The sequence below is a fragment of the Terriglobus sp. ADX1 genome (genome assembly GCF_036877645.1).
In the GTDB taxonomy this organism is placed as follows: Bacteria; Acidobacteriota; Terriglobia; order Terriglobales; family Acidobacteriaceae; genus Terriglobus.
The window spans coordinates 68,751-95,226 of record NZ_JAEDXV010000016.1; the positions used below are offsets into that span (position 1 = coordinate 68,751).

The 26,476-nt window shown below is 58.3% G+C and carries 22 protein-coding genes; 10 read left to right on the top strand and 12 right to left on the bottom strand.

Features of this window, described 5'->3' with window-relative positions:
- Positions 1 to 8: 8 nt before the first annotated feature.
- From JAO32_RS12125 to JAO32_RS12140, 4 genes are read right to left on the bottom strand one after another with little or no spacing between them, the layout of a single operon-like run.
- Positions 9 to 2,183, bottom strand: coding sequence for a peptidase MA family metallohydrolase (locus JAO32_RS12125; RefSeq protein WP_334240703.1), 2,175 nt, complete (start codon positions 2,181 to 2,183; stop codon positions 9 to 11).
- Positions 2,180 to 3,103 (bottom strand): hypothetical protein, encoded by a 924-nt coding sequence (locus tag JAO32_RS12130; protein ID WP_334240704.1) that lies wholly within the window; start codon positions 3,101 to 3,103, stop codon positions 2,180 to 2,182. Before JAO32_RS12130 ends, JAO32_RS12125 begins: the two co-directional genes overlap by 4 nt.
- Complete coding sequence (locus JAO32_RS12135; protein ID WP_334240706.1) at positions 3,100 to 5,394, bottom strand: glutamine amidotransferase; 2,295 nt, start codon at positions 5,392 to 5,394, stop codon at positions 3,100 to 3,102. The genes JAO32_RS12130 and JAO32_RS12135 overlap by 4 nt, the downstream gene beginning before the upstream one ends.
- Positions 5,395 to 5,409: 15 nt before the next feature.
- Positions 5,410 to 6,213 (bottom strand): DUF4159 domain-containing protein, encoded by an 804-nt coding sequence (locus JAO32_RS12140; protein WP_334240708.1) that lies wholly within the window; start codon positions 6,211 to 6,213, stop codon positions 5,410 to 5,412.
- A 207-nt stretch (positions 6,214 to 6,420) separates the two neighbouring features.
- On the opposite strand from JAO32_RS12140, the gene JAO32_RS12145 reads away from it, so the two are divergent.
- The 3 genes from JAO32_RS12145 to rmuC all read left to right on the top strand — a co-directional run bounded on the left by JAO32_RS12145 (position 6,421) and on the right by rmuC (position 10,275).
- Positions 6,421 to 7,830, top strand: coding sequence for a multicopper oxidase family protein (locus tag JAO32_RS12145; RefSeq protein WP_334240710.1), 1,410 nt, complete (start codon positions 6,421 to 6,423; stop codon positions 7,828 to 7,830).
- Positions 7,831 to 7,852: 22 nt separating this feature from the next.
- The gene (locus JAO32_RS12150) at positions 7,853 to 8,596 is read left to right on the top strand and encodes a 3-keto-disaccharide hydrolase (protein ID WP_334240712.1); all 744 of its coding nucleotides are present in this window, start codon (positions 7,853 to 7,855) and stop codon (positions 8,594 to 8,596) included.
- 80 nt (positions 8,597 to 8,676) lie between these two features.
- On the top strand, positions 8,677 to 10,275 hold the full coding sequence (gene rmuC, locus JAO32_RS12155) for a DNA recombination protein RmuC (RefSeq protein WP_334240715.1): 1,599 nt from the start codon (positions 8,677 to 8,679) through the stop codon (positions 10,273 to 10,275).
- On the opposite strand, the gene JAO32_RS12160 is transcribed toward rmuC, so the two are convergent.
- Positions 10,272 to 11,582: a GGDEF domain-containing protein gene (locus JAO32_RS12160; protein ID WP_334240717.1), complete on the bottom strand. Its 1,311-nt coding sequence runs from the start codon at positions 11,580 to 11,582 to the stop codon at positions 10,272 to 10,274. The two genes, rmuC and JAO32_RS12160, sit on opposite strands and share 4 nt — an antisense overlap.
- A gap of 322 nt (positions 11,583 to 11,904) precedes the next feature.
- Here JAO32_RS12160 and JAO32_RS12165 point away from each other — a divergent pair, with 322 nt between their 5' ends.
- Together JAO32_RS12165 and fabF are read left to right on the top strand one after the other, a co-directional pair.
- Entirely contained in the window at positions 11,905 to 12,147 is a 243-nt protein-coding gene (locus tag JAO32_RS12165) for an acyl carrier protein (RefSeq protein WP_047490765.1), read from the top strand.
- A 2-nt stretch (positions 12,148 to 12,149) separates the two neighbouring features.
- The gene (fabF, locus tag JAO32_RS12170; RefSeq protein ID WP_334240720.1) at positions 12,150 to 13,418 is read left to right on the top strand and encodes a beta-ketoacyl-ACP synthase II; all 1,269 of its coding nucleotides are present in this window, start codon (positions 12,150 to 12,152) and stop codon (positions 13,416 to 13,418) included.
- Positions 13,419 to 13,647: 229 nt separating this feature from the next.
- Here the strand turns inward: fabF and JAO32_RS12175 are convergent, their stop codons facing one another.
- From JAO32_RS12175 to JAO32_RS12185, 3 genes are all read right to left on the bottom strand, one after another.
- Complete coding sequence (locus tag JAO32_RS12175) at positions 13,648 to 14,982, bottom strand: DUF1214 domain-containing protein (RefSeq protein WP_334240722.1); 1,335 nt, start codon at positions 14,980 to 14,982, stop codon at positions 13,648 to 13,650.
- A 45-nt stretch (positions 14,983 to 15,027) separates the two neighbouring features.
- Complete coding sequence (locus JAO32_RS12180) at positions 15,028 to 16,401, bottom strand: DUF1254 domain-containing protein (protein ID WP_334240723.1); 1,374 nt, start codon at positions 16,399 to 16,401, stop codon at positions 15,028 to 15,030.
- Between the two features lie 251 nt (positions 16,402 to 16,652).
- Positions 16,653 to 17,855, bottom strand: a complete 1,203-nt coding sequence (locus JAO32_RS12185; protein WP_334240725.1) for a hypothetical protein — start codon at positions 17,853 to 17,855, stop codon at positions 16,653 to 16,655.
- 227 nt (positions 17,856 to 18,082) lie between these two features.
- Between JAO32_RS12185 and JAO32_RS12190 the strand changes: the two genes are divergently transcribed.
- Positions 18,083 to 18,532, top strand: a complete 450-nt coding sequence (locus JAO32_RS12190; protein ID WP_334240727.1) for a DUF2251 domain-containing protein — start codon at positions 18,083 to 18,085, stop codon at positions 18,530 to 18,532.
- A gap of 159 nt (positions 18,533 to 18,691) precedes the next feature.
- Positions 18,692 to 19,459 (top strand): TIGR03435 family protein, encoded by a 768-nt coding sequence (locus JAO32_RS12195; RefSeq protein WP_334240729.1) that lies wholly within the window; start codon positions 18,692 to 18,694, stop codon positions 19,457 to 19,459.
- Here the strand turns inward: JAO32_RS12195 and JAO32_RS12200 are convergent, their stop codons facing one another.
- Complete coding sequence (locus tag JAO32_RS12200; protein ID WP_334240730.1) at positions 19,460 to 21,178, bottom strand: DUF885 family protein; 1,719 nt, start codon at positions 21,176 to 21,178, stop codon at positions 19,460 to 19,462.
- 374 nt (positions 21,179 to 21,552) lie between these two features.
- On the opposite strand from JAO32_RS12200, the gene JAO32_RS12205 reads away from it, so the two are divergent.
- Both JAO32_RS12205 and JAO32_RS12210 read left to right on the top strand, forming a co-directional pair.
- Positions 21,553 to 22,806, top strand: a complete 1,254-nt coding sequence (locus tag JAO32_RS12205; RefSeq protein WP_334240732.1) for a glycoside hydrolase family 28 protein — start codon at positions 21,553 to 21,555, stop codon at positions 22,804 to 22,806.
- A 58-nt stretch (positions 22,807 to 22,864) separates the two neighbouring features.
- Entirely contained in the window at positions 22,865 to 23,635 is a 771-nt protein-coding gene (locus JAO32_RS12210) for a sulfite exporter TauE/SafE family protein (protein WP_334240734.1), read from the top strand.
- 29 nt (positions 23,636 to 23,664) lie between these two features.
- On the opposite strand, the gene JAO32_RS12215 is transcribed toward JAO32_RS12210, so the two are convergent.
- Both JAO32_RS12215 and JAO32_RS12220 read right to left on the bottom strand, forming a co-directional pair.
- Entirely contained in the window at positions 23,665 to 24,057 is a 393-nt protein-coding gene (locus JAO32_RS12215; protein WP_334240736.1) for a type II toxin-antitoxin system death-on-curing family toxin, read from the bottom strand.
- Positions 24,054 to 24,275: an AbrB/MazE/SpoVT family DNA-binding domain-containing protein gene (locus tag JAO32_RS12220; protein WP_334240738.1), complete on the bottom strand. Its 222-nt coding sequence runs from the start codon at positions 24,273 to 24,275 to the stop codon at positions 24,054 to 24,056. Before JAO32_RS12220 ends, JAO32_RS12215 begins: the two co-directional genes overlap by 4 nt.
- A 36-nt stretch (positions 24,276 to 24,311) precedes the next feature.
- Between JAO32_RS12220 and JAO32_RS12225 the strand changes: the two genes are divergently transcribed.
- The gene (locus JAO32_RS12225; protein ID WP_334240740.1) at positions 24,312 to 25,028 is read left to right on the top strand and encodes a DNA-3-methyladenine glycosylase family protein; all 717 of its coding nucleotides are present in this window, start codon (positions 24,312 to 24,314) and stop codon (positions 25,026 to 25,028) included.
- Between the two features lie 7 nt (positions 25,029 to 25,035).
- On the opposite strand, the gene JAO32_RS12230 is transcribed toward JAO32_RS12225, so the two are convergent.
- On the bottom strand, positions 25,036 to 26,427 hold the full coding sequence (locus tag JAO32_RS12230) for a dihydrolipoyl dehydrogenase family protein (RefSeq protein WP_334240742.1): 1,392 nt from the start codon (positions 26,425 to 26,427) through the stop codon (positions 25,036 to 25,038).
- Positions 26,428 to 26,476 lie beyond the last annotated feature (49 nt).

Sequence of the window (26,476 nt, forward strand, 5' to 3'; positions counted from 1 at the left end):
CGTTCCTTTCACTTCGTTTGTTGCAATTCAAGTAAGAGCTTCTGAGCAGGCCGGAAATCTGGCGCGGCTTCAAGCGCCAGTAATACTGTTTCCTGCGCCTTATCGCGTTGCCCTGCTGCCATATATGCAGATGCCAGGTCATACTGCGCACCGGCCATATCCAGTGGGCGCGTTGTGACTGCAGCCGCGTATTCGCGCACCGCACCGTCATACTGCTTCGCTGCCATCAACAGCGTTCCAAGATGCTTGTGCAACTCCGTATCGCGCACTGGATAGATATAGAGAACGCGCGTCAGCGTAGCAATGGCCGCGGACGCATCACCCGCTTTCTCCTGCAACGCAGCAAGACGCTTTAGCAACTCCGGCTGCTGTCCACCAGCATGCATGTAGGCGCTCAGTGCCTTCGCTTCTTCCGTGGCATTGCCTTTCACGTGCTGCGCGTCGGCAAGCAATTCATACGCGTTCGCATCACCGGCGTATTCGGGATACAACGCAATCACCGCAGGTGCATTCGCAATCACATCGTCATACTGCTTCGCTTCAGAGGCTGCAACGAGTGCTTTCAATTTCGCACGCCAGACATCAAAACCTTGCGCTTCCTTGCCATATTGTTTATCGATTGAAGCGAGGAATTGCGTGTCAAACGCTTCGGGTGAAAGGTGCAACACCGACTGCAATGCCTGCTTCGTATCCTGCCCGTCAGCATATGCGTGCACTATCTCCAACAGCTTCGCCTCACCAGCGGTGTTGCTGATGTAATCGCAAATAGCTCCGGCCTGGAAGTAACTCACCAACACCTGCCCCGGATACTCCTGGTGCACAAATCCGCGGTCCAGCTTGTCCACGGGCATCAGTTTCTTGTCGCGAATGGCCAGCAGAATATCCGACGTTACGCGGTCTCTCCATTCAGGCGAACGCTGCCCCTCTTCATGCACCGCAAGCCCTTCGGTGAACCATCGCGGCACGCGCTGATTCGTCGCTGTGATGATGTACGCATGACTCATCTCATGCCACAGCGTTGCGCCCCAGTTAAACTCACCGGGCTTGCGTCCCGATGGAGAATCCATCGCAATCACCTGCCCAAATGTCACACCCAATGCGCCTAACCCAGGCATACCCATGGTGCGCACCGCGAAGTCTTCATGGTTGGGATACATCTCCACCTGCACCGGCCCATGCAACTCCATCGCATATTTCTTCGAATACGTAGCGAGAATGGTGTGCAGTTCCTCCTGCACATACGGCGCCAGAAGATCGCTTTCCTTCGGATCAAGGATCAGCACAGTGCTCGCATCCTTCACCGTCTTGAACTTCGCCAACGAATCCAGTAACCGCAGACTATTCACTGTTGCCGGATCACGATAGCCGTTGTTATAGGCAAGCTCCAGTTCCTTCTGCGGCTCCTCCGCACGCCCCAACCGCATCTCTTCAATGCCCAAAGCCGAATGCGCCGCCCACAATTCCGGCTGCTTCTCTACCGCCTTGCGGTAATACGTAGCCGCATCATTAAACCGATAATGCAGCTCCAGGTGATGCGCCATTTGCATGTATGCCGCACCATCGTGCGGATTCACTGCCGCAATCTTCGCTAACCACACGTCCGGCGGACGGTCCGCAATCAACTCCAGCGCGGCCCGCGTAGCCATCGCGCTCGTCGCCTCCCCCTCAATCGCCAGCGCAGCATCCGCTTCCTTCTCAGCAAGTTCACGATTGTCGTTATCCAGCGCAATCTTCGCAGCAAGCTCATGCGCCCCCGCAAGCTTCGGATTCAGCGCAAGCGCCTTTGCAATCGCCTCATTCGGATTGCCGCTGTAATCCTCCGCCTGGACCGTGGCCAGCCCCAGATATGCCGGCGCAAAGTTTGGGTCCTGCTCGATTGCCTCCCGAAAAAGATCGGCGGCCTCAGCATTGTTAAACCGCTCGTGCAGCAACAAAGCCCAACGAACCTTGACCAACGCATGGCTACTGGCAACCTTCGCTGCATCGCGAAAATTCTCATTCGCTGCCTGCCAATCCTCTAAGCCCCAGGCTCCCTCTGCACGCTCATACGCGCTGCTGCTCTGCGTCAATTGTGTGAAACACGCACGCGCATTCTGCCCGTGATGCACCAGCGTCCAACAATCAGAGGGCGATGCCGCATGTGCAAGCGAAGAGACCAGCGCGAAGCCGAGGAGGAGTTTCATTTATCCAATTCCCCCTGCACCTGCGCCAGTTCCAACAAAGCCGCGGTCAACTGCTTCTTGTAATCCGCAGGATCCATCGCAGCCTTGTTGTACTTCAGCACATCGATCTTCTGTTCCAGTTCTTCCTTCTTCGCCAGGAGGGACTGCTTCGCGGGATCACTTGCAGCCTTCTGCGCGGCGCCATAACGCAGCAGCGTAAAGCTGGCCATCAACTGTCCCTGCCCACCACCTGCATCACGTACGGCTTCGCCGCGGCCGGTATCGTTGAACACGGCATGTTCCGTCGCCAACCGCTTCTGCGACTCATAGAACGCCGCAGTCTTGCGCGACGCGTAGGTGTAAGCCTCAGCCGCTGTCAGCGAATCATTCTTGTCCACATCCGCGGAGGTATCCTGCAAAGCTTCGACAAAGTACCGCGCAAAGACTGTCGCATTCTTCTCTGTGCCAGACTTTGTCGCTGCAATCACAATGCGGCCACTGCGCTCGAACGCTGCAATAGCTCCACCGCTTGAGCTCGTCGTGTCCACCACTAACTGCCGCTTCGATGCAATGTGATCGCACATGGCAGCAATGTCTACAGCAGTTAAATCGGGCCCCACCAAGTTGAATTTGTATTCCGTTCCGTCAAATGATCCGTGTCCGATTAACACCAGCACGAAGTCGTCGTTCGCGGTAGCCTGCTGCGCCACGCCTGCGAGCGCCGTGCGTAGCTGCGCCGCTGTAGATTGTGTGCCGGTCAATGTCAAAACATGCGCACCTGCGATGCCGCGAAATACCTTATCCAGATCTTTTGCGTTCGCCGTAAAGCGCTGCTCATAATCCGGCTCACCGCCCAGCCCCGCAACAGTCACGTAATACGTTGCAGCCGCGGCATGCAGCGTGACAATGAAACTTGCAAGCAACAAGAGGAGCCGCTTCATACGACACCCCATTTCCGACGCATCAACCACTCCGTTAGTGGCAATGCCAGCAACAGCACAAACACAATCGGCATATTCCAAAGCTCTTTGATCGAGCGAACGGAAATGCCTGCCTCGGAATATGAAATGTCCCGCGGCAGATTCTTCAAGTTATTCCCCGCCCACGCGCTGCCACCCGTATCGCGTGCCAATTGATCCAGAAGCTTCGGATTCGCCTCTGTATGGAACGCTTCGGCAACGCCATCCTCACGCTGAAACGTCGCTGTATCGCGTCCAAGCTCGTCCTTGTCAGAAGTTGCCGTAACTTCCGTGAGATACGGCCCAGCCTTCTCTGCCGTATAACTCGCGGTATACAAGCCGGGTGTCTCCTGCGAAAGCTTCATCTCCAACGCAGCATCCACGCCTGCAGGCCCGGTCACATGCGCTATCACATGCGCATCACGCGCCGGTTGAAACTGCTTGTCATGCACGATGGCCGCAATGTCGATGTGCCCCGTATCCGACAACGTGCGCGCTGACGTATTCACACTTACAGCACCCGGCGTATCCGCCACCAACCATCGCAGCAACTGCTGAAAAAACAAATTGTGCGATGGATCACCAAGCGCCTCGCTCATCTGCCATCGCCATGTACCACCGCTTGCCAGAATCGCGGTGCGCCCATTGCCATAGTTCTGCGTGATGAGAAACGGCATACGCTTGCCGCCGCTACTCATCTCCGCAAGCACCGTGGCGCCCGGCTTTGCACTACCGGGATCTTCGAAGTCCGCCAGGTACGTCAGCTTTCTCCAGCGTTCTGCATTCTTCTGCGGATCTTCCAGCAGCCGCGTCATCGGCGATGCCACACCTGCATCCGTCAGGTTCACCACAGCCGCATTGCGTTTGAAATGATTCGTTCCTGCGGGAAGGAACGTCGGCATCAATTCATTCAGGCTCGACGCGGTCCATCCACCATCGCTCAGCGACTGCCGTCCACCAAGAAACAAAACACCCCCGCCGCGACGATCCACGTACTCGCGAATCAACTCCTGCTGCGCCGGTGTGAAATAGTCTGCTGCAACGGAGCCGATAATGATGCCGCTATACGCAAACAGGTCTTCGGCCTTGGTTGGAAATCCCTCAGCAAGTTCGTCGGGGCCACTAATGCCCTGCCGATAAATCTTGTTCTCGCTGGTGCGGAGCATGGACACAATCTGCACAGAAGGATCATCTTCCTCCGCACGACGCAGAAAACGGAACTGCCATCGCGGTTCGCCTTCCACATACAGAATGCGGCGCTTCGCATCACGCACCAGCACAGGTCGCGTCAACGCGTTGTTCTTCGCGTTGCTCTCATCCGCGAACGGTTCCACGGAAAACACCAGCGTCCGCGCACCAGCCTCGCCTGCGGAGAAGAACAGCGGCTCCGTCTGCATTACGCCATCGCGCTGCAGCGTAATGCTCTTTGCCGCAAGCGTCCGATCGCCATCACGGATCGTCAACGTCGCCTGCCGATTTGCATAGCCATGCTGCACAAACGTCAACGAAGCAGTGGTACGTGCATTCACCACTGCATTCGGCGCGACGCTGACATCTTCCATCTCAAGATCGTGCAGCGGTTTGTCCGAACCAAACGCAACGGTATGCACTGGCAAGCGGCGATTGCGCAAAGCCTGCATCGCTGCTAGTGATATCCCGCTGCCACCAAGACCGGCGGAATTCTCACTGCCATCCGTCAGCAGCACAACAGCTCCCACCGGAAGATCCGCCGTCTCCGTGGCAAGCTGCTGTAACCCATCGCCCAGGTGCGTTGCACTGCCCGAAGCAACAACGCCATTCAGTGAATCCACCTTTGTCAACTTGCTATCCAGCGTGTACAGCCGCGTGTGAAAACGTTTATTCAACCCATCCAGTACACCGCCGCGCAATGCATTCAGTGCGCCATCGATACGTGGTTTTCCATCCGCATCCGCAGTAGCCATGGAACGCGAATCATCCACCACCACCGCAATGATGTTCTGCTGCGAACTCAACTCCGCGACAGACAATGCAGGCTGCCACAGCAAAAGAAGAATCAATGTCACTAACGCCGACTGCAGCGCCCACACGCTCCACGCACGACGATGTGTCATTGCCGGAGTCTCGTTGCGATACGGCTTGATCTGCCGTAGCCGATAGCGAATCAACAACCCAAGCCCAACCACCGCCAGTACGACAAGCAACGGCAACAGCCACACAGGCCACCGCGACAGGAACACGAGGTGTCCCTTCGCAAACACCGTACTCGGATACTTGAAGAGCAGCGGAAACATGTTTGGGAGAGCGCCTCAGTGCGTCATGCCATACAGGATGTAGTCCAACCCCACGCGAAACGCCATGGAGGCAAACGGTTCAGGATAGTAAGGATCATCGGCCCACTCCCACGCATCGCCCAGATGCATGTTGTGACAGATGGCCACCATGATGCGGCCATCCTTATCGCGAATGGCGCGCCACTTCGGCTGATAACCATCCTTCTCATAGGTGCGATGTGTGCGGATGTAGTGCTCCCCGGGAATCTGCATCTTGTCGTCCACGTCGTACAACGTGTGAAAGATTTCGTCGTTCGATTGCAGATCTTCCACCGGACTATCGGGCAACACCTGTCGCATGCCACGCATAAAGTTGTCCCAGTCTTCCGTGCCGTGAAAGTCATCCACCATCAGGAAGCCGCCCTTCAGCAGATAGTCATGCAGCCGCTTCGCCTCTGCGTCTGTAAAAGTCCACGTCTGTACCTGCACCGCGTAAATCCACGGATAGTTGAAGATGTCATCGGAATCCAGGTTCACAACCTGCTCATACGGTCGCCCGTCAATGCGCGTGAGCCGATGCATGGCAATCAGAAATTGCCGGTCTGCCTTGGGATAATCGCGTGCCCAGGAAGAGCGTCCGAAGTACCCGCCGCCATATCCTCCATAACTGGAAAGGGATGACGCATACGACAATCGTGACCAGTAAAACTCTGACTTCACATTCGATGGCGAGTCATCACTGCCAAAGCCGAAGTTGCCTACACGCTGCCACGCGCGAACGCCAACAGCACACACGGTTCCGCAAAGTGCGGCGAGCAAAGCAATGCGCGAAAGCTTCATCGGGAGGCGTCCTCCAATCAAAAGCGGTGTGCGTGCGTGTGCGGCTGAGACTAACAGAAATCGCCTGCGTCTTACCCATACAGACGAACGACGTCGCGCAGTTGTTGCAGCCCAATCGAAACAGTTGCGGCGTCTATCTGGCGCATGAGACGATGCAGCCACCCGGCACGTGAGCGGCATTTCCAAAGAAATGTGAGGGAGCGACGTTTGGACCGGCGCAACCTGCTAAAGATGGGCTCTCTTGCCGCACTCAGCCATCTGGCGCGGCCTTTGCCCCTGTTGGCACAACAGCCCAAAGCCGACTACGAACTCCGTATCGCCCCCGTACAGGTTGACCTGGACCAGCAGCGATCGCTCTCCACCATCGGCTACAACGGTTCCGCCCCCGGCCCTCTGCTGCGTATGAAAGCGGGCAAACCAGTCACCGTCGACATCTTTAACGACACCGACACGCCCGAACTCGTCCATTGGCACGGCATGACTATCCCTGCCGAAGCCGACGGCACCGAAGAGGAGCAATCCCCCTTCGTTCCGCCGCACGGACATCGCCGCGTCACATTTACGCCCGGCCCCAGTGGTCTGCGATGGTACCACTCGCACGCCATGGCCATGGACGATCTGCACAAGGGCGGCTACACCGGCCAGTTCGGCCTCGTGTACGTGGAAGACGGCAACGACAAGGGTAGCTACGATCAGGAGCTGTTTTTGACGTTGCGCGACTGGGAGCCGTTCTTTTCCGGCAGCATGGAAGACGATGATGACGACACCCACGACGCCCCCATGCTGGAACAGCCGCCTAAGATCAACAACGACCCCAACGGCCTCGAAGTCGTCTCCGTCACTTACAGCATCAACGACAAGGCGTTAGGCGCAGGCGATCCCATCCGCGTCCGCCAGGGACAGAAGCTGCTCATCCACTTCTGCAATGCCAGCCCCATTGAAAACCGCCGCGTCGCGCTGGCGGGCCACACCATGCGCGTTATCGGCATGGACGGTAACCCGGTGCCAAAGCCCGCAGAGCGCAGCAGCGTCTTTATCGGCGCAGGTGAACGCATCGATGTGGAAGTCACCATGAACAACCCCGGCGTCTGGATTCTGGGCGGCACGGAGAAGATGGTGCGTGAAGGCGGCCTTGGCTGCATCGTGGAATACGCAGGACAAAGGAAACAACCCACGTGGATCGATCCGAAAAAAGAACCGTGGGACTACGCCAACTTCGCGCTACCGCAATCCTCACAACCCGCGCCGAAGAACATCATCGACATGCACTTTGAGAAACTGCCCCGCGGTATGGGCAAATTCAACGTGTGGACCATCAACGGCAAACCCTACCCGCACGAAAACGAATACGTCCTGCAACGCGGTGAGCGCTATCGCCTCATCATGCGTAACTGGACCGACGACGCGCATCCCATGCACCTGCATCGGCATATGTGGGAGGTCGTCGAAATGAACGGCAAGAAGATGGGCGGCTTGATGAAGGACACGGTCGTCGTCCCGTATTACGGCCGCGCCGTCGTCGACTTCACCGCAGATCAGCCTGGCCTGTCACTCTTCCACTGCCACATTCAGCAGCACATGGACTACGGCTTCAAGGCGCTCTTCCGCACCACGTAGCCGCAAGCGTATCGTTCCTGCCATGCGCATCTTCAGCCTCCTCGTCGCAGCAGCCATTCTGAGCGTGCAAGCCGCTCCCGCTCAGGCCCCCAACACGCTCACCACAACAGAGAAGGCCGCTGGCTGGAAGCTGCTCTTCAACGGTCACGACAGCACAGGCTGGCGCAGCACGCGTTCGAATGCCTTCCCCTCTTCAGGCTGGGAAGTGAAAAACGGCGTGCTTGCCGTGACGGAATCAGGAGGCGAAGAAGGCGGCAACGCGGGCGACATCATCACCACGCGTGAATACACCAACTTCGAGCTCACGGTCGACTTCCGCCTCACACGCGGCGCCAACTCCGGCATCAAGTACTTCGTCGACCTGAACGACACGCCCGGACACGAAGGCCACGGCTCCAACATTGGCTTCGAATATCAATTGCTGGACGACGCCGTTCATCCCGACGCCAAGAAAGGCAAGGATGGCGACCGCACCATCGCCTCGCTATACGACATGATTCCCGCCGCTGCGAACAAGCCCACGCGCCCCATCGGCGAATGGAACACCGCCCGTATCGTCGTTCGCGGCACCCACGGCGAACACTGGCTCAACGGCGTGAAGGTCGTCGAGTACGACCGCAAAACTCCAGCCTTCCGCGAGCTCGTGGCCGGTAGCAAGTACCACATTTACCCTGGCTTCGGCGAAGCGGACCACGGTTATATCCTTCTGCAGGATCACGGGTTCCCGGTTCAGTTCCGCAATATCAAGCTGCGCGAACTACCGTAGCGCGACGAGTTTTCCGCAGCCGGGACAGCAGCAGCAACCCCAACCGCGGCGTATGCTGAAAGTGAAGGGAAAGCGAAAACATGCTGCTGGCCGTCCTGGCGCTACAACTCATCCTTCTTGTTCTTCTGGTCGTTCTGCTGACGCGTAAATCCGGCGCAAACACCACTGCCGATCCGCGCCTTGCCACGCTGCCGGATGCCATGATTCAGCTGGCCGCCAAGCTCGACGCGAGCGATGCCGCCATGCGCAACCATGTCATCGAACTGCGGCGAGAACAGGCAGAGAACGCCACGCAGGCGCGCCATGCCGCCGAGCAGACCAGCCGTAACCTGCGCGAAGAAGTCAGCAACTCCATCGCCACGCTCTCGAAAGCCATCAACGATGGCATCAGCGCCTCGCGCACAGAAAACGCGACCGCCTTCGGCAGCTTCCGCACGGACAACACTGAAGCTGCGAACAAGCTTCGCGAAGCCGTCACCGGCGAACTCAACCGCATCGGCCAGCGTCTTGAAACCTTCTTCGCGGAAGCCGCAAAGCAGGAACGCGACTCCCGCGTTGCGCTGAACCAGTCACTCTCTGACCTCGCAACCAAGAACACAGCGAACAACGAAAACCTGCGCGATACGCTGCAGCGCTCGCTTGCATTGATCGGCCAGGAGCAGCGTGAAGCTGGTGAAAAGCTCCGTGGCACGGTCGAGTCCGGCCTGCGCACCCTGAACACCGACAACGCCGCCAAGCTCGACGAAATGCGCGTCATCGTCGACGAAAAGCTGCAATCCACACTGAACGAGCGCCTCACTGCCAGCTTCGGTACAGTCAGCGATCAGCTCACCAAGGTCCACACGGGTCTGGGTGAGATGAAGGAACTCGCTACCGGCGTCAGCGACCTGAAGCGCGTCTTCTCCAACGTGAAGTCACGCGGTGTTGTGGGTGAATTCCAACTCGGCATGCAGCTCGAACAGATGTTCAGCCGCGATCAGTACCTGGTGAACGCGAAGATTAAGGAAGGCTCCGGCGAAGCTGTGGAGTTCGCCCTCAAAATCCCCGAGGGCGACAACAATCACGTGCTTCTCCCCATCGACGCCAAATTCCCGCGTGAAGATTGGGAGCGTCTGGAATGGGCATACGAACACGGGACGAAGGAAGAGCAGGACAAGGCGGGAACCGCGTTTGAGCGCGCCATTCGCACAGAAGGCAAGCGCATCTGCGACAAGTACATCGACCCTCCCAAGACCCTGCCCGTTGGCATCATGTTCCTTCCCACGGAAGCGCTATACGCGGAAGTAATGCGCCGCCCAGGACTACAGGCAGAATTACAGTCCCAGTGCCGCGTCACCGTGGCGGGGCCGTCCAGCTTCATGGCAATTCTTACCAGCTTCCAGATGGGCTTCCGCACACTTGCCATTCAGCAAAAAGGTAGCGAAGTCTGGAACGTGCTTGCGAACGTGAAAAAGGAATTCGGTAAATTCGAACTCCTGATGGACAAGGTCCAGAACAACGTCAAGACCGTGCAGAACACGCTTGGCGACATAGGCACACGCACTCGCCAGATCAATCGCAAACTCCACGATGTCAGCGAGCTACCAGCGCTGGAAGCTGCCCCCCAAAGTGGCCTGCTCTCGTTTGAAACCGCCAGCGTGGCTCCCGTTCTCTTCGCAACTGAAGAAGACGAATCCTAAGCCGACTGCGATCGCAACTGCACCGCCGCACGCTCTGACGACGCACGGCTGCGGCGCAGCGAATCTCGCATGGCCTTCTGTTCATACATGCGCTGGTCCGCCAGACGCATCAGCGCGCCCTGCTCCTCGGCGTCCAGTGGGAACGTGGCAACCCCAATACTTGCGGAGACTCGCACTACGCGCTCTGCATAGCTCGGCCCCAGGTTCACCGGCTCTTCCACGGCCTCCAGCAGAAGCTTGCGGATGTGTAGCTTCTCCATCTCGTCCGCACCAGCCACGATCACTGAGAACTCATCACCACCCTGCCGCGCCACCAGACCAAGCGGCCTCGCCGTCATTCCCAGATTCACGGCGACTGCCTTCAGCAGAATGTCGCCTGCGTCGTGGCCCAGCGAGTCATTCACCTGCTTGAACCCGTTCAGATCCAGCGTGAATACGCTGACGCTGTGGCGTTCCTGTTCCGCATGCAGCAACAACGCATGCAGACGATCATCAAAGTGCCTGCGATTCGGAAGTCCCGTCAGTTCATCGTGCAGCGCCAGCCGCTCACTGTTCAACAACTGATCTTCCAGCATCACCACCAGCAGTCCCACTGTGATGATGAACTTCTGCATGTCCCACACTTCGCGGGCAAAGTCGGTCCACTCCGGGTGCTTCTGCGAAATCCAGGGATGTACAGCAAAACAGAGCGCCCACATGGCAAACCCGCCAATCACGGCTACGCTTCCACGGCTGCTTCTGGGTAGGAAGTGATAGAAGGCAATCGCGGATAGCAGGTAAACCAGCGCCAGACCGACATAAACGGCGTTCCGGAACTGCGCCTCGAAAACAAAATAGGCAATCGAGCCCCACAGGATGGTGAGCACCCCAAAATGGAGCCAGCTTTTCATCCGGAAGCAGGAGTTGACCTTCACCAGGGCGCCGACGGCGATGCATCCCCAATAAACGGACGGCTTTCTTCCATCCATTCCGTAGTAGGCCAGCATCACCAGCAAAGGAATGGAGTTGGTGCAGACCACCAGCATCCGGCGCGGAACTTCCCGCAGCGATGGCACCGCCGAAAACACAAACAAAATTCCCGCCAACAGGTACGAATCCAGAGCAATTGCATGTGCCGCACGATGTACCGACAGAGGTGCGTCACGCAGCATGTAGATAATGTGCGCGGCGCATTCCGCCAGGATCAGCATCAATCCGCCAATCCACAGCCGTAGCCCCTCGCGGTCGCGATGCCGCTGGCGCACTGCCAGCAGCACCCCCACGAGCAGTGACATCGCAAAAAAATCGGGCAGCAAGAGGTAGTTCATTCCGTCTCTGTATGGCTTTTCTTCATTCATCCACCGATAAGGGTCAGAAAAACCCGCCCTCGAACGCCTCAAAACCCACTCGCAGATTAATTTAGATGCCGTAAGATGACGCTTTGTAAAAATGTATTTACAGTACCCGCGTGGTAAAAAGCCGTTCGGAAAATGCCTCCTCTCTGGTAACGCGGCTCCGCGCTCTGTACACTGGTTAGCGGTTCAGCATGCCGAAAAGGGCATCCGGAGGTCCGGAACGTTGGTTGTCCGGATTCCGCATCCAAAGGGTTTGCAGCAATCATTTTTAATAGGTTCTGTTTAGGAGAAAGCAATGGCATCGGTTGACGAGAAGGTGAAAAGCATCATCGTGGAGCAGCTCCAGGTGGACGAGGCCGAGGTAACCCCCGGCGCCAGCTTCCAGGAAGACCTGGGCGCGGACTCGCTCGACGTGGTAGAGCTCGTGATGCAGTTTGAAGAAGCCTTCGACATTCAGATCCCTGACGAAGACGCTGAGAAGATCAAGACCGTCAAGGACGCAACGGACTACATCGAAGCGCACGCAAAGGCAAAGTAATCGTGGCACAAGCAACAATTCCCGCACGGCGCGTAGTCGTAACGGGCATCGGACTGATCTGCGGCATCGGCAACACGGCTCCGGCTGTGTGGGAATCGCTGATGGCTGGCAAGAGCGGTATGGCAGGGATCACGGCCTTCGACCTCGAAGGCCATTCCGTGCTGTTTGCCGCGGAAGTCAAGGACTTTGATCCGCACGTGTTCGTGGAGAAGAAGGAGGCCCGTAAGATGGGCCGCTTCATCCACTTCGCTATGGCTGCGGCGGCTGAGGCCATGACCCACTCCGGCCTGCAGGTCACGCCGGAAAACGCAGAGATGATCGGCGTCCACATCGGCTCCGGCATCGGCGGATTTGACATCATCGAACGCGAGCACACCAACCTGATGAACGGTGGCCCGCGCAAGGTATCGCCCTTCTTCATCCCGGCGTCTATCGTGAACCTCGCCGCGGGCCACGTCTCCATCAAGTACGGAGCGAAAGGTCCCAACGAAGCCACGGCAACCGCCTGCACCACCTCGGCGCACGCCATTGGCGACGCCTTCCGCATCATTCAGCGCGGCGATGCCGACGCCATGATCGCGGGCGGTGCAGAAGCTGCCATCACGCCCCTGGGCGTCAGCGGCTTCGCGAACATGAAGGCGCTCTCCACGCGTAACGACGCTCCCACAAAGGCTTCGCGTCCCTGGGACAAGGATCGCGACGGCTTTGTCATCGGCGAAGGCGCAGGCATCCTCATCCTGGAAGAGCTGGAGTTTGCCAAGGCACGCGGCGCAAAGATTCTGGGTGAAGTCGTCGGTTACGGCATGAGCTCCGACGCATTCCACATGACCGGCATGGCCCCCGAAGGTGAGGGCTGCGCACGCGCCATGCGGAACGCTCTAAAGTCTGCGGATCTGCAGCCGGAACAGATCGACTACGTAAATGCCCACGCCACCTCCACGCCGCTTGGCGACGCAATGGAGAGCAAGGGCATGGAGACGATCTTCGGCGAGCACGCTCTGAGCCACAAGCTGCTCGTCAGCTCCACCAAGTCCATGACCGGCCACCTTTTGGGCGGCGCAGGCGGACTGGAAGCAGGCATCACCCTCATGGCGCTGCAGAAGGGCATTGCTCCACCGACCATCAACCTGGACGAAGTGGATCCCGAATGCCGCCTGAACTACGTGCCCAACAAGCCCGTGGAAAGGGAGCTGAACTACGCTCTCTCCAACTCCTTCGGCTTCGGCGGCACCAACGGTTCGCTCATCTTCAAGCGCTGGACGGAAGAATAGTACTTCGTACGTCTTCGACGTGAAATACATGAAAGCCTGGCGCAAGCCGGGCTTCTTTATTTGTTTTTCTGACGCGCCGACGACAAGCCGACTTATCATTCCCAATCCGGCTCAGATGAATGACTCGGCGATTTGGCATCAAGTAACGGGTTCTAACTAGAAGCGATAGTCGACGACACGGAAGTTTGGAGTCGTGCCGGCCAATTCAAGAAGCGTCCTTGTGGCTGATCTATGGCACGTGCTTGATCTCTGGAGGAAACCACTTCCCGTCCAGTACATCGTCCTTCGAGACGTACATCCGTAGGGTCAATGCGAATCCCTTGCCTGCAGGGCTTGGCAGCCAGTTTGAAGCAAGGGCTCCCTTCGGCATAGAAGAACCGACCCATATGCTGAGCGAACCATCGGCGTTCTTTTTTAGCGGCGACTGGCTGCTGAGGTTGTAGCGCTTCATCGGGTTGTCGACGACGCGGTAGTCGGGCACGCTGTAGAGCGTCATCGACCAGAAGGCGTTCACCTCGCTGGAGGGCAAGGCATCGGCCGGAAAGCGAATCTGGTAGGCGTTATCACCGTTCAGCAGACCCTTGTCCGAGTCGGTGAGGCCGACGAAATAGATGGCCTCCTTAATTTCGTTTGCCCAAAGGCCGCCATAGTTGATGATGTCGCGGGCCATCATATCGTCGCCAAACTTGCCGGCCTTGTAGCTGACTGACCAGCCGCCCTTCTGCGTGCCGAAGCCCTTTGCGCCGGCGAGGAACGCGGGGATTGCCTTTGTGTTGACGACCTCATCGACGTGCGTCTTCGCCTGCTCACTCGATTTGCGATAGGCTTCAACCTGTCTTGCCAGCGCCTGCATCTCGGATGCCTTGGGCATGGCGTCTTCGCATGAAGCTACGACCTCTTCTACGTTGTCGAAGATCTCGCCGCCGATGGGCTTCGCGTTCGTGAACTTAGGTACTGTGATGGGAGGATCGATCTTGATGTCTTCAGGAACAGTCAGTGTGAATTGCTCCTGGAGCTTCTTCGCGATCAGGGGAGTTCCCTTCAGCTCTACGCGAGCTAGCATCTTCGTCTTCGTGCACGGAACCTCTACCCTTACCGCGCCTGCCGGAATGTCGGGGTTCGTGCCTTTCATGACCAGCGCGAATTTGCCGTATGGAGTCTTCGGGTAGTTGCGCTCGTTGATGTTGGTGATGACCTCGCCCCAGCCGTTCAACAGCTCAGCCGTATAGTAGCGGCCGGTGATTTTCGGCACGTTCAGTATGACGGCGTGCGTGGGGTCCACTGCAAGCCATGCTTCGAGATACGCCACGTCAAGGTTGGGATTGACGAACGCTGCCGAGCCGAGCGGGTTGTACTTGATCTTGTTGTACCCCACCTTCTCGACTTTAATGTCCAGGTTCTCCTGCTGGAGCACGAGGTAACGACCATACAGATAGGTGTAGGAATCAACGATCTGCTGATCAGCAGGACCAGGGCTGGCGGATTCCACTTGCGGCTTGTTGCACGCCGTAAGCGAAGCGAAGCCAATCAATGCACAACAAAGAAAAAGTACAAGTCGCTTCATACGATGGTTCCCCCTGAACACCACTTCCGATTTTGGGCAAGCTCTTTACTGCACGCGTTGCACGGAGGGCGACGTCCAATCGCCATTGAGTAGCTCCGGCTTGGGCCAGTAGTAGCGAATGGTCAGCATGAATGGACCTTTGGGCGCGGGGAGCCAGTTGGCCTGCTTCGCACCTCCCGGAGAGTCGGCCTGAATGTAGATGGTGAGGCCGCCGTCCGGATCGAGTTTGAGTTGCGGCAGCATCGGCGAGTTGATGAGGTAGCGATTGATGGGGTTCTGCACCAGAAGCTGACTCGGCAGGTTATACATCGTCAGCGACCAGAAGGCGTTTACCGGCGGAAACTGTCCTTTGGCAAAGTGCAAAGTGTAGTTGCCCTTACTGCCGTCAAAGGGCTGGCCATCCGCGTCCTTGTCCAAGATGGGATAGAGGGCTTCGTCGCGGGAGTTGGCGCCAATGCCCATCTGTGTGCCGGTGGCGCGTGCAAGAAAGTTGTTCTTCAAATACTCACGGGTGCCGAACAGCGTGTCTGTCTTGCCGCCAGTGGCTGCGCGACTCGCGTCAATGGCCTTCTGTCCATCTTCAATTCCGGCCTTCATCGCCGTTTGAACGTCAGGCGAAAAAGCAGATGCGTCAAAGGGCTTGCCCGGCGCGATTCCAATCTTTGTAAAGCTCTGCCGCAACGCTGTTTCACTGGGATGCGGTGGAACACAGAATTGCAGCAGGAAGGCCATCTGGTTGAAGAAGGCAAGCGATGTCTGCTCGGCCTGTGAGATGGGCTTCGGCCAGTCGATGGGCGGCGCAGGAGCAGGTGGAGCCGTGTGGGCAAATTCGTGTAGCGGCTCAATCTTGTACCCAGCCTGAATCTTTTTCACATTGGGCAGATCGGCAGGATTAAAGAGCTGCGTGCGGCCAACGACGGACACGAACTCTGTCTCGGCGTTGAACGTCCGGGTAATGTTCTTGGGCACCTCGCCCTTCCATTCTGGCCCTGCAATCAGATACGTGCCCCCATCATTTCCCGTGGTGCGGCTGCCAATGTAAGCAAAGTTGAAGGTGTACAGGTCCAGCAACTGGAAGACGAAGTAGCGATTCTTCTCCATCTTCGGAATGGTGATCACGACGGGTTCGGCGCGCAGGTCGAGGCCGCCGAAGGAATAGGGCGTGTCAGAATTGGGCGTAACAAAGGCAGTGTCGGCTGGCGTAAAGACACGCGCAATGTTCAGGATGGAGTTGAACGGTCCCTTGTATTGCGGGTTGCCCTTATCAACTGAGAAGGCGTACATCGTCTTGTACTGAGCGACCATGGGAACGCCATACACATAGGCATCCTTCGCGATCGATTGCGCCTCGGTCGGAGAGATGCCGCCTTCGGTTGGCTTTTTTGCGTTATTGCATCCCATCGCAGTAAACAAGATCAAAGCGGATAAACCAGCCCACGATGCTCTACGCCTAAGATCCACTCTCATCAACGACCTCACTTGATGGCCAAGATAGAGCACCGCACGGCGTCTTCAACCTGTTGCTTCTGACAGGGAGAGGATTGAATCGAGAAACAGTGAGAGGCCATTGATTGGTGAAAACGGGCCAATGCACTCACCTGCACCGCTCAGGGTGGTGCGAAAGGGATTTGTACCGGGAAACGCGCTTCCCGTCGGCGACGCGATTCCAGCTATCCCTTCACCAGGAACATCCATGTCCCGCAGCAAACCGCCTGCGACACCAGTGCCGTCAGCATGGTCGCCAGGAACAGCTTCCGCTGAGGTGTTTCGCTCGCATCGGCCAGCACACCTGCCGCAAACGTCAGTAGAAACGGATATGCCCACATCACCGGCACCGTCGTCACCTGCGTTGTAACGATGGGCAACATCGCCAACGCCACCAGCAACGGCACCACATTGCCGAAGTAGCGCGACCGCCGCATCAGCACAAACAGCACCACTGCGATTGCGAGGATGCCCGTTACGGCCACCTGCATGGGATCACGCAGCAGCTCCAGCGCTGGATGATAATCCAGCGTGAACCGCGCCGCGCCTGCCGTAAACACGTACAGGAACAGGCTCACGTGGAACACGTACGACGCCAGCACCATCAGCATGGCGCCGAACGATGACACCAGCAACAGCGGAAACACCAGCGTCCTGCGCCGTTCCGCAATCCACAGCATGAAGACGGCAGAAGCAATCAGGCCGACCAAAGCCGCCAGGATGTGCGAACAAGCCGTAAGTCCCAGCGCCACCGTGTACAGCACTATGCGCGGACGCCACTTCCGCGGCGGTCCATACATGGCATGGGCAATGCCAATGGCCGTATACACCACGGCAAACAGGCCCCAGGCCGCCAGAATCTCGTTATTCGGAGTCGTCGCGTACCGCAGCACCACCGGTGACAGGCAATACAGCCCCAACGCAAACGCACCCGGAATATTCCCAAACAGCCTGCGGCTCACCCACCACAGCCCTGCTCCCAGCAGGACCGCAGCCAGCGCAAACGGCACACGCAGCAGGAACCGCGTCCCGACGATCTGGTGCCGCAGATCATAGATCGAGCCTCCGGTGGGCTCGGTCTGCGCATCAGCGCCATGCCGCTTCGCATCCACCCAATCGGCAACCTGCAGAGCCTTTACATACACCGTCAGCGGAAGGCCCGCCGCACGATACGCCAGCGTGCCGTCGCCCTGCATGTTCCCGCAGGTGGTGAAATACCCGGCGGTGGGCACCGGCTTCTCCCACATCTCGCGTCCACACAGCGCATAGCGGTAGTCGCGGTCAGTAAGTTCTGTCCGCCCAATCAGGTAGAGACATTCCGCAAAAAAGAACAGGAGGATCAGCGCCGCAACCCGTTGCGGCCTGCCGAAGTGGATACGAAATTTCATGGTCGATACGCATCTTCGAGTGTTGCAGCTTGAGCGAAACTCAGCAAGTCAGCGATCAAAACGGGTGCCTCAGGTCGGTTTGCGAAGCTCATACGGCCAAAGGCCGTCATCCTGAGCGAAGCCGAAGGACCTGCATTCCTCTCCCTCACGAAGATGCTTCGGTAAATCAGCACGCGTTACCACTCACCCTGTTCCCTGTTCCCTAAAATCCTCGTACCCTGAAAGACATGGATTCCCTCACCCTCCGCGTAGGTTCCGGCCGTCTCGTCAGCTATTCACCCACCCGCGAACTCCCCTGGCGAGTGGTCTTTGAAGATGAAGGCGTCGCCGCCTATTGCTATGCCTGCGACGGCCGCCTGGCCACCGTGGAAGACGAGTTCGACATCACCGTCCTCGACTCCATGCTCGTTTACAACGTGGCTGCCATGCGCCGCGAGCCCGAGGGCGACCGTGAGCGTCTTCTCACCGTGGAATGGAGCCGCGACGGCCAGCAGGCCGCCCTGCGCCTCGACGGTGTGCCGCAGGTGCTGGTCGACTTTGAGCGCCGCGAAAGCTTCTGCCGCAGCGACTTTCCCAATTTCATGGACGACGGCAGCCATCGCTGGCGCACTACCACCCATGCCTGGGACGACGCGGCCATGTCCCGCTTCGAAGAAGCCGCTCTAGCCGCGCAGTAGGTTGTATCGCGCCATACACGGGGCTTGGGTCTTCCGGGCCTCGAAAGCGCACTATACCCGCCGCTATTCTGTCTTTCTCAGCCATCACAGAGATTCCTGGAAGCCCAAACTCCACAACCGGCGTCCTTCTCTGTAGAAGCGGCCAGAGGTGGAGGCATCATGATCAGGGCTGTGGCATTGGGTATCGTCTTGGCGGCAGGCGTTGCCGCGGCGCAATCTCCCGCAACCAGCTTTGAAGTGGCCACCATCAAGCCGGTGGATCCGGGCCCTAAGGCGGGCCGGTTCCTCCGCATGGAAAACGATCACCGCTTCCTCGCCACCAACTTCACTCTCAAGCTGCTCATCGCCGCAGCCTACGACCTGAACCCGCGCACCATCTCTGGTGGCCCCGGCTGGGTTGACGCTGACAAGTTCACCATTGAAGCCCTCACACCCGGCGAGAAGCGACCTGACCACGACCAACAGATGGCGATGCTGCGCACGCTGCTGCATGACCGCTTCCATCTGGCTTTCCACCGCGTGCCCAAGGTCTTCTACATCTACGAGATCACCGTGGCCAAGGGCGGCATCCAGTTTGACACTGCAGGCGCACCCAACCGCGACCCCATGGTCACCAGCGTCGTCTACCCCGACCATCTTGAAATGCCCGCACGCAACGCCAGCATGGACGACTTCGCACGCGTGATGCAGCGCGCCATCCTCGATCGTCCTGTCGTCAACAAAACCGGCCTCACCGGCCGCTACGACTTCGATCTGGACTGGGCACCTGACGAAACCCAGTTCGGTGGCGCCATTCCCGTTCCGCAGGACTCCAAGAGCCCACCGCTGCTCGTCGCCATGCGCGAACAACTCGGCCTGGAAATGAAGGCCACCCGCGGCCCCATCGACACGCTCGTTATCGACAAGGCCGAAAAGCCCGAAAACTAGCTACTTCACAAAACTTGCCGGAACCGGCGGCACATCGCTCACATCCCCCAGCAACTCCCACCGCTGCAGGCTGAAAGGCACACTGCCATTGCTCCACACAAAGTCCTGATACTTCTGCAACGAGAAAGCAGAACCCTGCTTCAGCTTCGCAGCAGCCAGCCCTTTCATGATGTCGCTCTTGCCAATCTGATACGTGATCGCCTGCCCCGGCGTTGAGGAGAACATCGCAGCTTCGCTGCGCGCCGTGCCTTCATCCATCGGGACGGTGGTCTTCAGATAATCCGCCGCCTGCTGCAGCGTGTACTCTCCGGTTGCCAACCTCACATCCACCAGCACACGCAACGCACGCAGACGCATCATGCTGTAGATGGCTTCTTTCACCTTCGGTGTCTTGTCGAACTCGCCCGCCACCAGCATCATCTCTTCCGCATAAAAGCCAATGCCTTCCTGCGTCTCCGAATCGTAATAATGCCGGCGCACAGGATCAGGGTTATGCCACGCCCACGCCATCTGCTCATAGTGTCCGGGCGCCCCTTCGTGAATGGTCAACGGCCGCGTATCGCGCGCCGTAATGTTGCCAAAGAACCCGCCATCCGTGCGCGGCTTGCCCTTGTAGCTGGAACCCTCTTCGTTCAAACGATCCGGCCCCGTGAGGTCATCCTCAACACCCAGGAACCCCAGCGACGCAATGTACGCCGGGATCGCCACGTAGTGGTAATGCCTTACCTCAGCAGGATCGCTCAACACACCATGCGCCTGCATGGTCTTCCGCATCGCCACTTCCTGCTTCTCTTCATCGGCAATCTGCGAGGCAACATCGGGAAACACTGGCAACTCCGGCAACCCGGTATTCGCCGCCTGCGCCAATGCCTCAAACGTCACAGCGCGATCAAACTCCAGCTTGCCGATCTGCACAATCTGCTCTGGCGTATAGCTCATCAGCGCAACGTTCTTCAGAAACCAGATGTAGCCATCGCGCCCCACGGCCGTCTGCTGCTTCATACCCGCCACCTGCGGTCGCAGCCATTCGCGATACGCCATCATCGCCTTCACCGCAGCATCTTCGGCCTTGTCGAACTCGGCCAGTTCCTTCGCATCAAAGCCAGCCTCGGCATGAACGCCGTCCTTGAAACGTGCCATGCGATCTTCAATCTTCGACAGGTTCTCCATGCAGATCACGGCATACGGCTGCCGCATATCCGTCAGGTTCGTCTTGCCCTCATCCAGCAACCGCGGCAGACTCGCCAACCGCAACACCACGTCATGCTGCATCTGCGGCGTGAATTTTCTGTGTTGCAGCAACAGCGTGTATGTCGCCGTCAGCCCCTGGTCCACATAGAAGAAAGGATTCCGCTGCCACACAGGAATCACATCCAACTCCCAATACACGCGCGCAATCGCCGATCCAACGAGGCGATAATCCACCTGCGTGCTCACCGGCTGTTTGCTTACATCCAGCGCACGCCATTCCTTCTCAAACGCAGCAATCTGCTTCCGATATCCCGCCACATCGGCCGCGGACCAATGCGCCACAAATCCCGGCGCTCGATCCAGCCGCGGAATATCGTCATTGGTAAACGGCTGCTCCGTGGCACGCCACTCCCAGAACTTCGCGCTGAGGCGTTCCACATCTGCCTGTGCGGAGGCGTGCGCAAACACGCAGGAAACAACAGCAAAGGACGCGGCAGCAACGCGGCAAAGCAGCTTGGATGTAGGCATGCACAAAACACTACCGCATCCCAGCCGAAGTGGAAAGCAGTTCATCTGCCTAACCAAACTCTGCCCGGAACCAGCAGACAACAGTCAATCATGAGCAAAGCGCGTCATTCTGAGCGCAGCGAAGAATCCCAACGCATCCTCTGCCCACGACACGTCCACACTCTTCCGGCCACACACCAATCAGCTTCGCGAAAGCGAAGTTCCAACGCACAGTGCGTCTTCTTTCGGAAGAGCAGGGGTTTCAGCCCTTGCGTAAAAGTCTCATCAAGGAGGGCCTTAGCCCTGAGGGACTCGCCCCACCACGGAATATTGAATCCACCCCTCGACAAAATAAAAACGTTTCGGCGACACTGTACTCCGTCAGGAGACATCCCATGCGCTACCTTCCCGCCGTCCTCATCGCTCTCGCCACCACAACCGCCGCCGCACAAACCACCTGCGACGCGCACACCTACGGCGCAAAGGGCGACGGCAAAACCAACGACACAGCCGCAATCCAGAAGGCCATTGACGCCTGCGCGCCCAAGCGCGGCACTGTCGTCCTCAAGGGCGGCACCTTCGTCTCCGCACCGCTGACACTGCGCAGCAACCTGACACTCTCCATCGCCGAGGACAGCAAGCTTCTCGGCTCGCGCAACCTGGACGACTACCCCATCCGCGAAGATGCCAAGTGGCGCCGCGTCGCCCTGCTGCACGCCGACCACGTCAGCAACCTCCGCATCACCGGCGGCGGCGTCATCGACGGCAGCGGCGACATGTTCTGGGAGCTGGCCCACACCCACCGCATTGCAGGCGACACCAGCGGCTCCGGTGGCTTCCCACGCCCCATGCTCCTCGACATCACGGAGTCGCAGCACCTGACGTTTGATCACATCACGCTGCAGAACTCCCCCATGTACAACTTCACGTTCTTCTTCTGCGACGGCATCAAGATCGACCACGCCATCATCCGTAACCCCGCCACCGGCGCGCCCAACACAGACGGCATCGATCCATTCAGCTCAAAGAACATTGAGATCAGCAACGTCGACATTGATACCGGCGACGACGACATTGCCCTCAAGAGCGGACTCGTCGAACGCGACCCGAAGATCGGCCCCGTCGAACACGTCTACATCCACGACAGCATCTTCCGCCACGGCCACGGCCTCAGCGTGGGCAGCGAACTCGCAGGTGGCATCAGCGACGTGCGCGTGGAAAACGTCACCATGGAACATACCGAAGCAGGCGTCCGCATCAAGAGCAATCGCACCCGCGGCAACGACATCCACGACCTGCACTACAAGAACATCACCATGACCGGCGTGGGCCAGCCCATCCAGATCACCGAGTACTACCCCAAGTGGCCCGCCGCAGGCACCGACACTCCGAAACCCGTCGACGCACACACACCGCGCTTCCATGACATCTCGCTCGAAGGCATCACCGCCACAGGAGCGAAGGACGCCATCATCATCGGCATCCCGGAGATGCCCATCCGCAATCTCACGCTGACCAACGTGAAGATTGAAAGCCAAAAAGGTCTCCAGATCCGCAACGCCGACGTGACGATGAAGAACGTCATCGTCACACCGCAAACAGGCGAACCGATCACCAAAGAAGAAGGCGCCAATATAACCCTTCGCTGATGGCAGCCCGCATCAGGCCAGTATCCTTAGAACAGTGCTTTTCATGCTGCATGCCAGCATGGAAAGCGCTGATTCGGAGACGGTCATTCACGCTTCACTTGTATTCGTTCTGGCAATCGTTTTTGTTGCCACGCTGGTCCGATCGACCTTTGGATTTGGCGAAGCTCTGATCGCAGTCCCCCTGCTGTCGTTCGTGATGCCACTGCAGGTAGCTGCGCCACTGGCCGTACTGCTCTCCATCGCAGCCGCAGCCGTGGTTGTCGTCCAGGATTGGAAACATATTCACCTGAAGAGTGCTGCCGGATTGCTCGCGGCAACCGTCTTCGGCATTCCCATCGGCCTGTGGCTGCTGACCAATCCTCACCAGCAAATCGTGAAAGCATGTCTCGGCATACTGATCATGCTGTTCTCGGCCTATTCGCTGCGGAGTTCCGGCACATTTCATCTCAAGCATGAGAATCGGCCCCTGCTTCTTCTCTCAGGATTTCTGGCAGGCATTCTCGGCGGCGCATACGGCATGAACGGCCCGCCATTGGTCGTCTACGGCTCACTCCGCCGATGGTCGCCTCAGCATTTCCGCGCCACCATCCATGCGTATTTTCTGCCTGCCAGCATCCTGGGCATGATTGGCTACTGGAGCGCCGGCCTGTGGACTCGCACTGTGACAAACGAGTTTCTGTACTCACTGCCAGCGATGCTCCCCGCAGTCTTCGCTGGACGAGCGCTCAATCGCCGCTTCTCCGGCACAGGATTCCTGAAGTATGTCTACGTAGGATTGATCCTGATTGGTGCAATCCTCTTTGTGGGAACGATCACTCACCGCGTATAAACAGCGGCACATCCAAACACAAAGATCGCCTACTCCGTGGAAGGACGCACCACGCGCTCCAGCCACGCCGTCCATTCCTCTTCGGTGATCTCACTCGCCGCGGCACGCAATGTCATGGCTGTCTCTTCAACTTCAGAGCAGGTGAGGGAATGGTGATTACGGGTGAGGAAGATCATGAGAGCTGCAAAAGCAGCACGCTTGTTCCCATCATTGAATGGATGGTTGCGCAGAATTGCCCAGCTTAGTGCCGCAGCAAGACGAGCGATGCTGGTTTCACCCTGATAATGTTCCAGATGACGCGGACGGGCAAGCGCGGACTCAATCAGGTTTTCGTCACGCACGCCGGGAATGCCGCCATACCGTTCGATCAGGCGGCTCTGCACGTTGCGTAGAGCATCACCACGAACGAAGATGATGCTCACTTCGCAAGCTCACGATACGTATTGCGATGTGCGGCTTCTGTCTGGAGAAAAGCCTCCACCTGCGCCGTAAACTCTTCATCAAACGGCGTCAGTTGATATACGCCGTCCACCTTGGAAACACTTAGGGTGGAATCTTCCTGCAGATTCATGTCGTCCAGCATCTGCTTGGGAAACAGGACACCGTAGCCATTGCCAATCTTTCGGATTTTGAGCTGCATTGCCCACCTCCTTATAACAAATGTTATAACACCTCCATGGCTCATCCTGCCCGCACACGCAAGCCGCCCTACGACGCCGACGAGGCCGCAGCAGCCCTCTCCGCAGCCGACACGAAGCTGGCAAAACTCATCGCCAAGGTCGGCCCACCGCGCATACGCATCGCGGGTTCGCAGAGCCCCTTTGAGGCGCTGACGGAAGCCATCATCTACCAGCAGCTCCATGGCAAAGCAGCGGCCACGATCCACGCGCGCATGATCGCCAGCTTTGAAGATGTCTGCGGCCTCGGCGTCCATCCTTCGCCGGAGCATCTGCTCGACTGCCCCACGATTCAACTTCGTTCCGCAGGCCTCTCCGCAAACAAGACGCTCGCGTTACGCGATCTTGCCGCAAAGACACTCGACGGTACCGTCCCAACGCTGGCGAAGATTCGCCGCATGTCCGATGACGACATCGTTGAGCATCTGACGCAGGTGCGCGGCATCGGCAAATGGACAGTAGAGATGATGCTCATCTTCCGCCTTGGCCGACCGGACGTTCTTCCCGTGGACGACTACGGCGTGCGCAAAGGTTTTGCACTCACCTTCGGCAAGCTCAAACCCACTGACAAAGTAACGAACGCCGACCTGCCCAAGCCCGCCGAGATGATCAAACGCGCCGAACGTTGGCGTCCGTGGCGCTCCCTGGCAACGTGGTACATGTGGCGCGCCTGCGACCTCGCCAAACCCGACGCAGCCGCAAAGCAGCCAGAGTAACCTCTGGCTAACTGTGCAGCACCGGCTTCTGCCCAAACAGAACCGTCAAACCTTCAGCCATGGTGGGATGCGGCAGCACTGCATCGCGTATCGCCGTGTACGGTGCACCGGTTCGCATCGCAAGCTCCACCACGCCAAGAATCTCGCCTGCCTCCACACCCACCGCAGTGAATCCAAGGATGCTGTCGTTCTCCGCATGAAGCAGAGCCTTCAGGAATCCTGTCTCCTCACCCAGCGTGCGCGTTCGCAAAACCGCCGCCATGGGTATCTTCACCAACCGATACGGAATGCCCTGTTGCCGCGCCTCGTTTTCACTCAATCCAACGCGTGCAAACTCAGGATCGGTAAACAACGAGAACGGCATGAGGCGATCACGCGTGCTGCGATTCCCGCCCCGCAGGTTGTCACGCACAATGCGGAAGTCGTCAAAGGCAGCATGCGTAAACTGCGGGCTGCCTGCGCAATCTCCCACCGCCCATGTGTTCTCCGCCGTGGTCTCCAGCCGCTCATTCACGCGGATAAATCCTCGTTCCGTCAGTGCAACGCCCGCGGCTTCTAATCCAATGCCATCCGTGTTCGGCGTTCTGCCTGCAGACGCCAACAGGTGCGATCCGGTAATAGAAAACTCCGCACCATCACGCAGGCCAAAGAGCGATACCTCCTCACCGCTACGGCCTTCTACACGCTGCAATTCCACACCTGTCACCACGTCAATGCCTTCGCGCTGACACATCGCCGTCAGCTCTGCCACCGCATCGTCATCTTCACGCGGCAATACACGACGGTTCCGCTCCACAATCGTGACGCGCGCTCCAAAGCGACGCATTGCCTGTGCCAGCTCCAGACCGATGTAGCCACCACCCAGCACCAGCAGATGATCCGGCACCACATCCAGCTCCAACGCTTCAATGTGTGTCATCGGCGCGGCTTCCTTCATACCGGGCAGATCGGGAATCGTCGCACGACTTCCGGTGCTGAGGATTACCTTTGCACCCCGTAACGTGCGACTACCACCATCGCTCAACGCAACCTGCAACGTACGCGGTGCTACAAACGTGCCTTGCCCCAGCACCAGTTCCGTACCGCTGGAGGCATAGCGTTTCTGGTGCACCTGCACCAATGCATCCACCATGCGACGCTTGCGCGCTCGCACGCCCTCCATGTCCACATGCACTTCACCCGCCGACAAACCAAACTCCGCGGAGCGCCGCATAAGCGAAGCTACCTTCGCGCTGTAAATCACATTCTTGGTGGGCAGGCAGGCAATGTTCGGGCACGAACCGCCAATCCAGCGGCGTTCCACCATCGCAGTGCGTAGACCACTCTCCGCCAGCGTCCATGCAAGATACTTGCCAGCCTCGCCACTTCCCAGCACGACTACATCAAATTCTTCGATCAAAGCCTGCCACCTCCATGGCCATGAAATTACGTCAGGGCGATCCCGGACT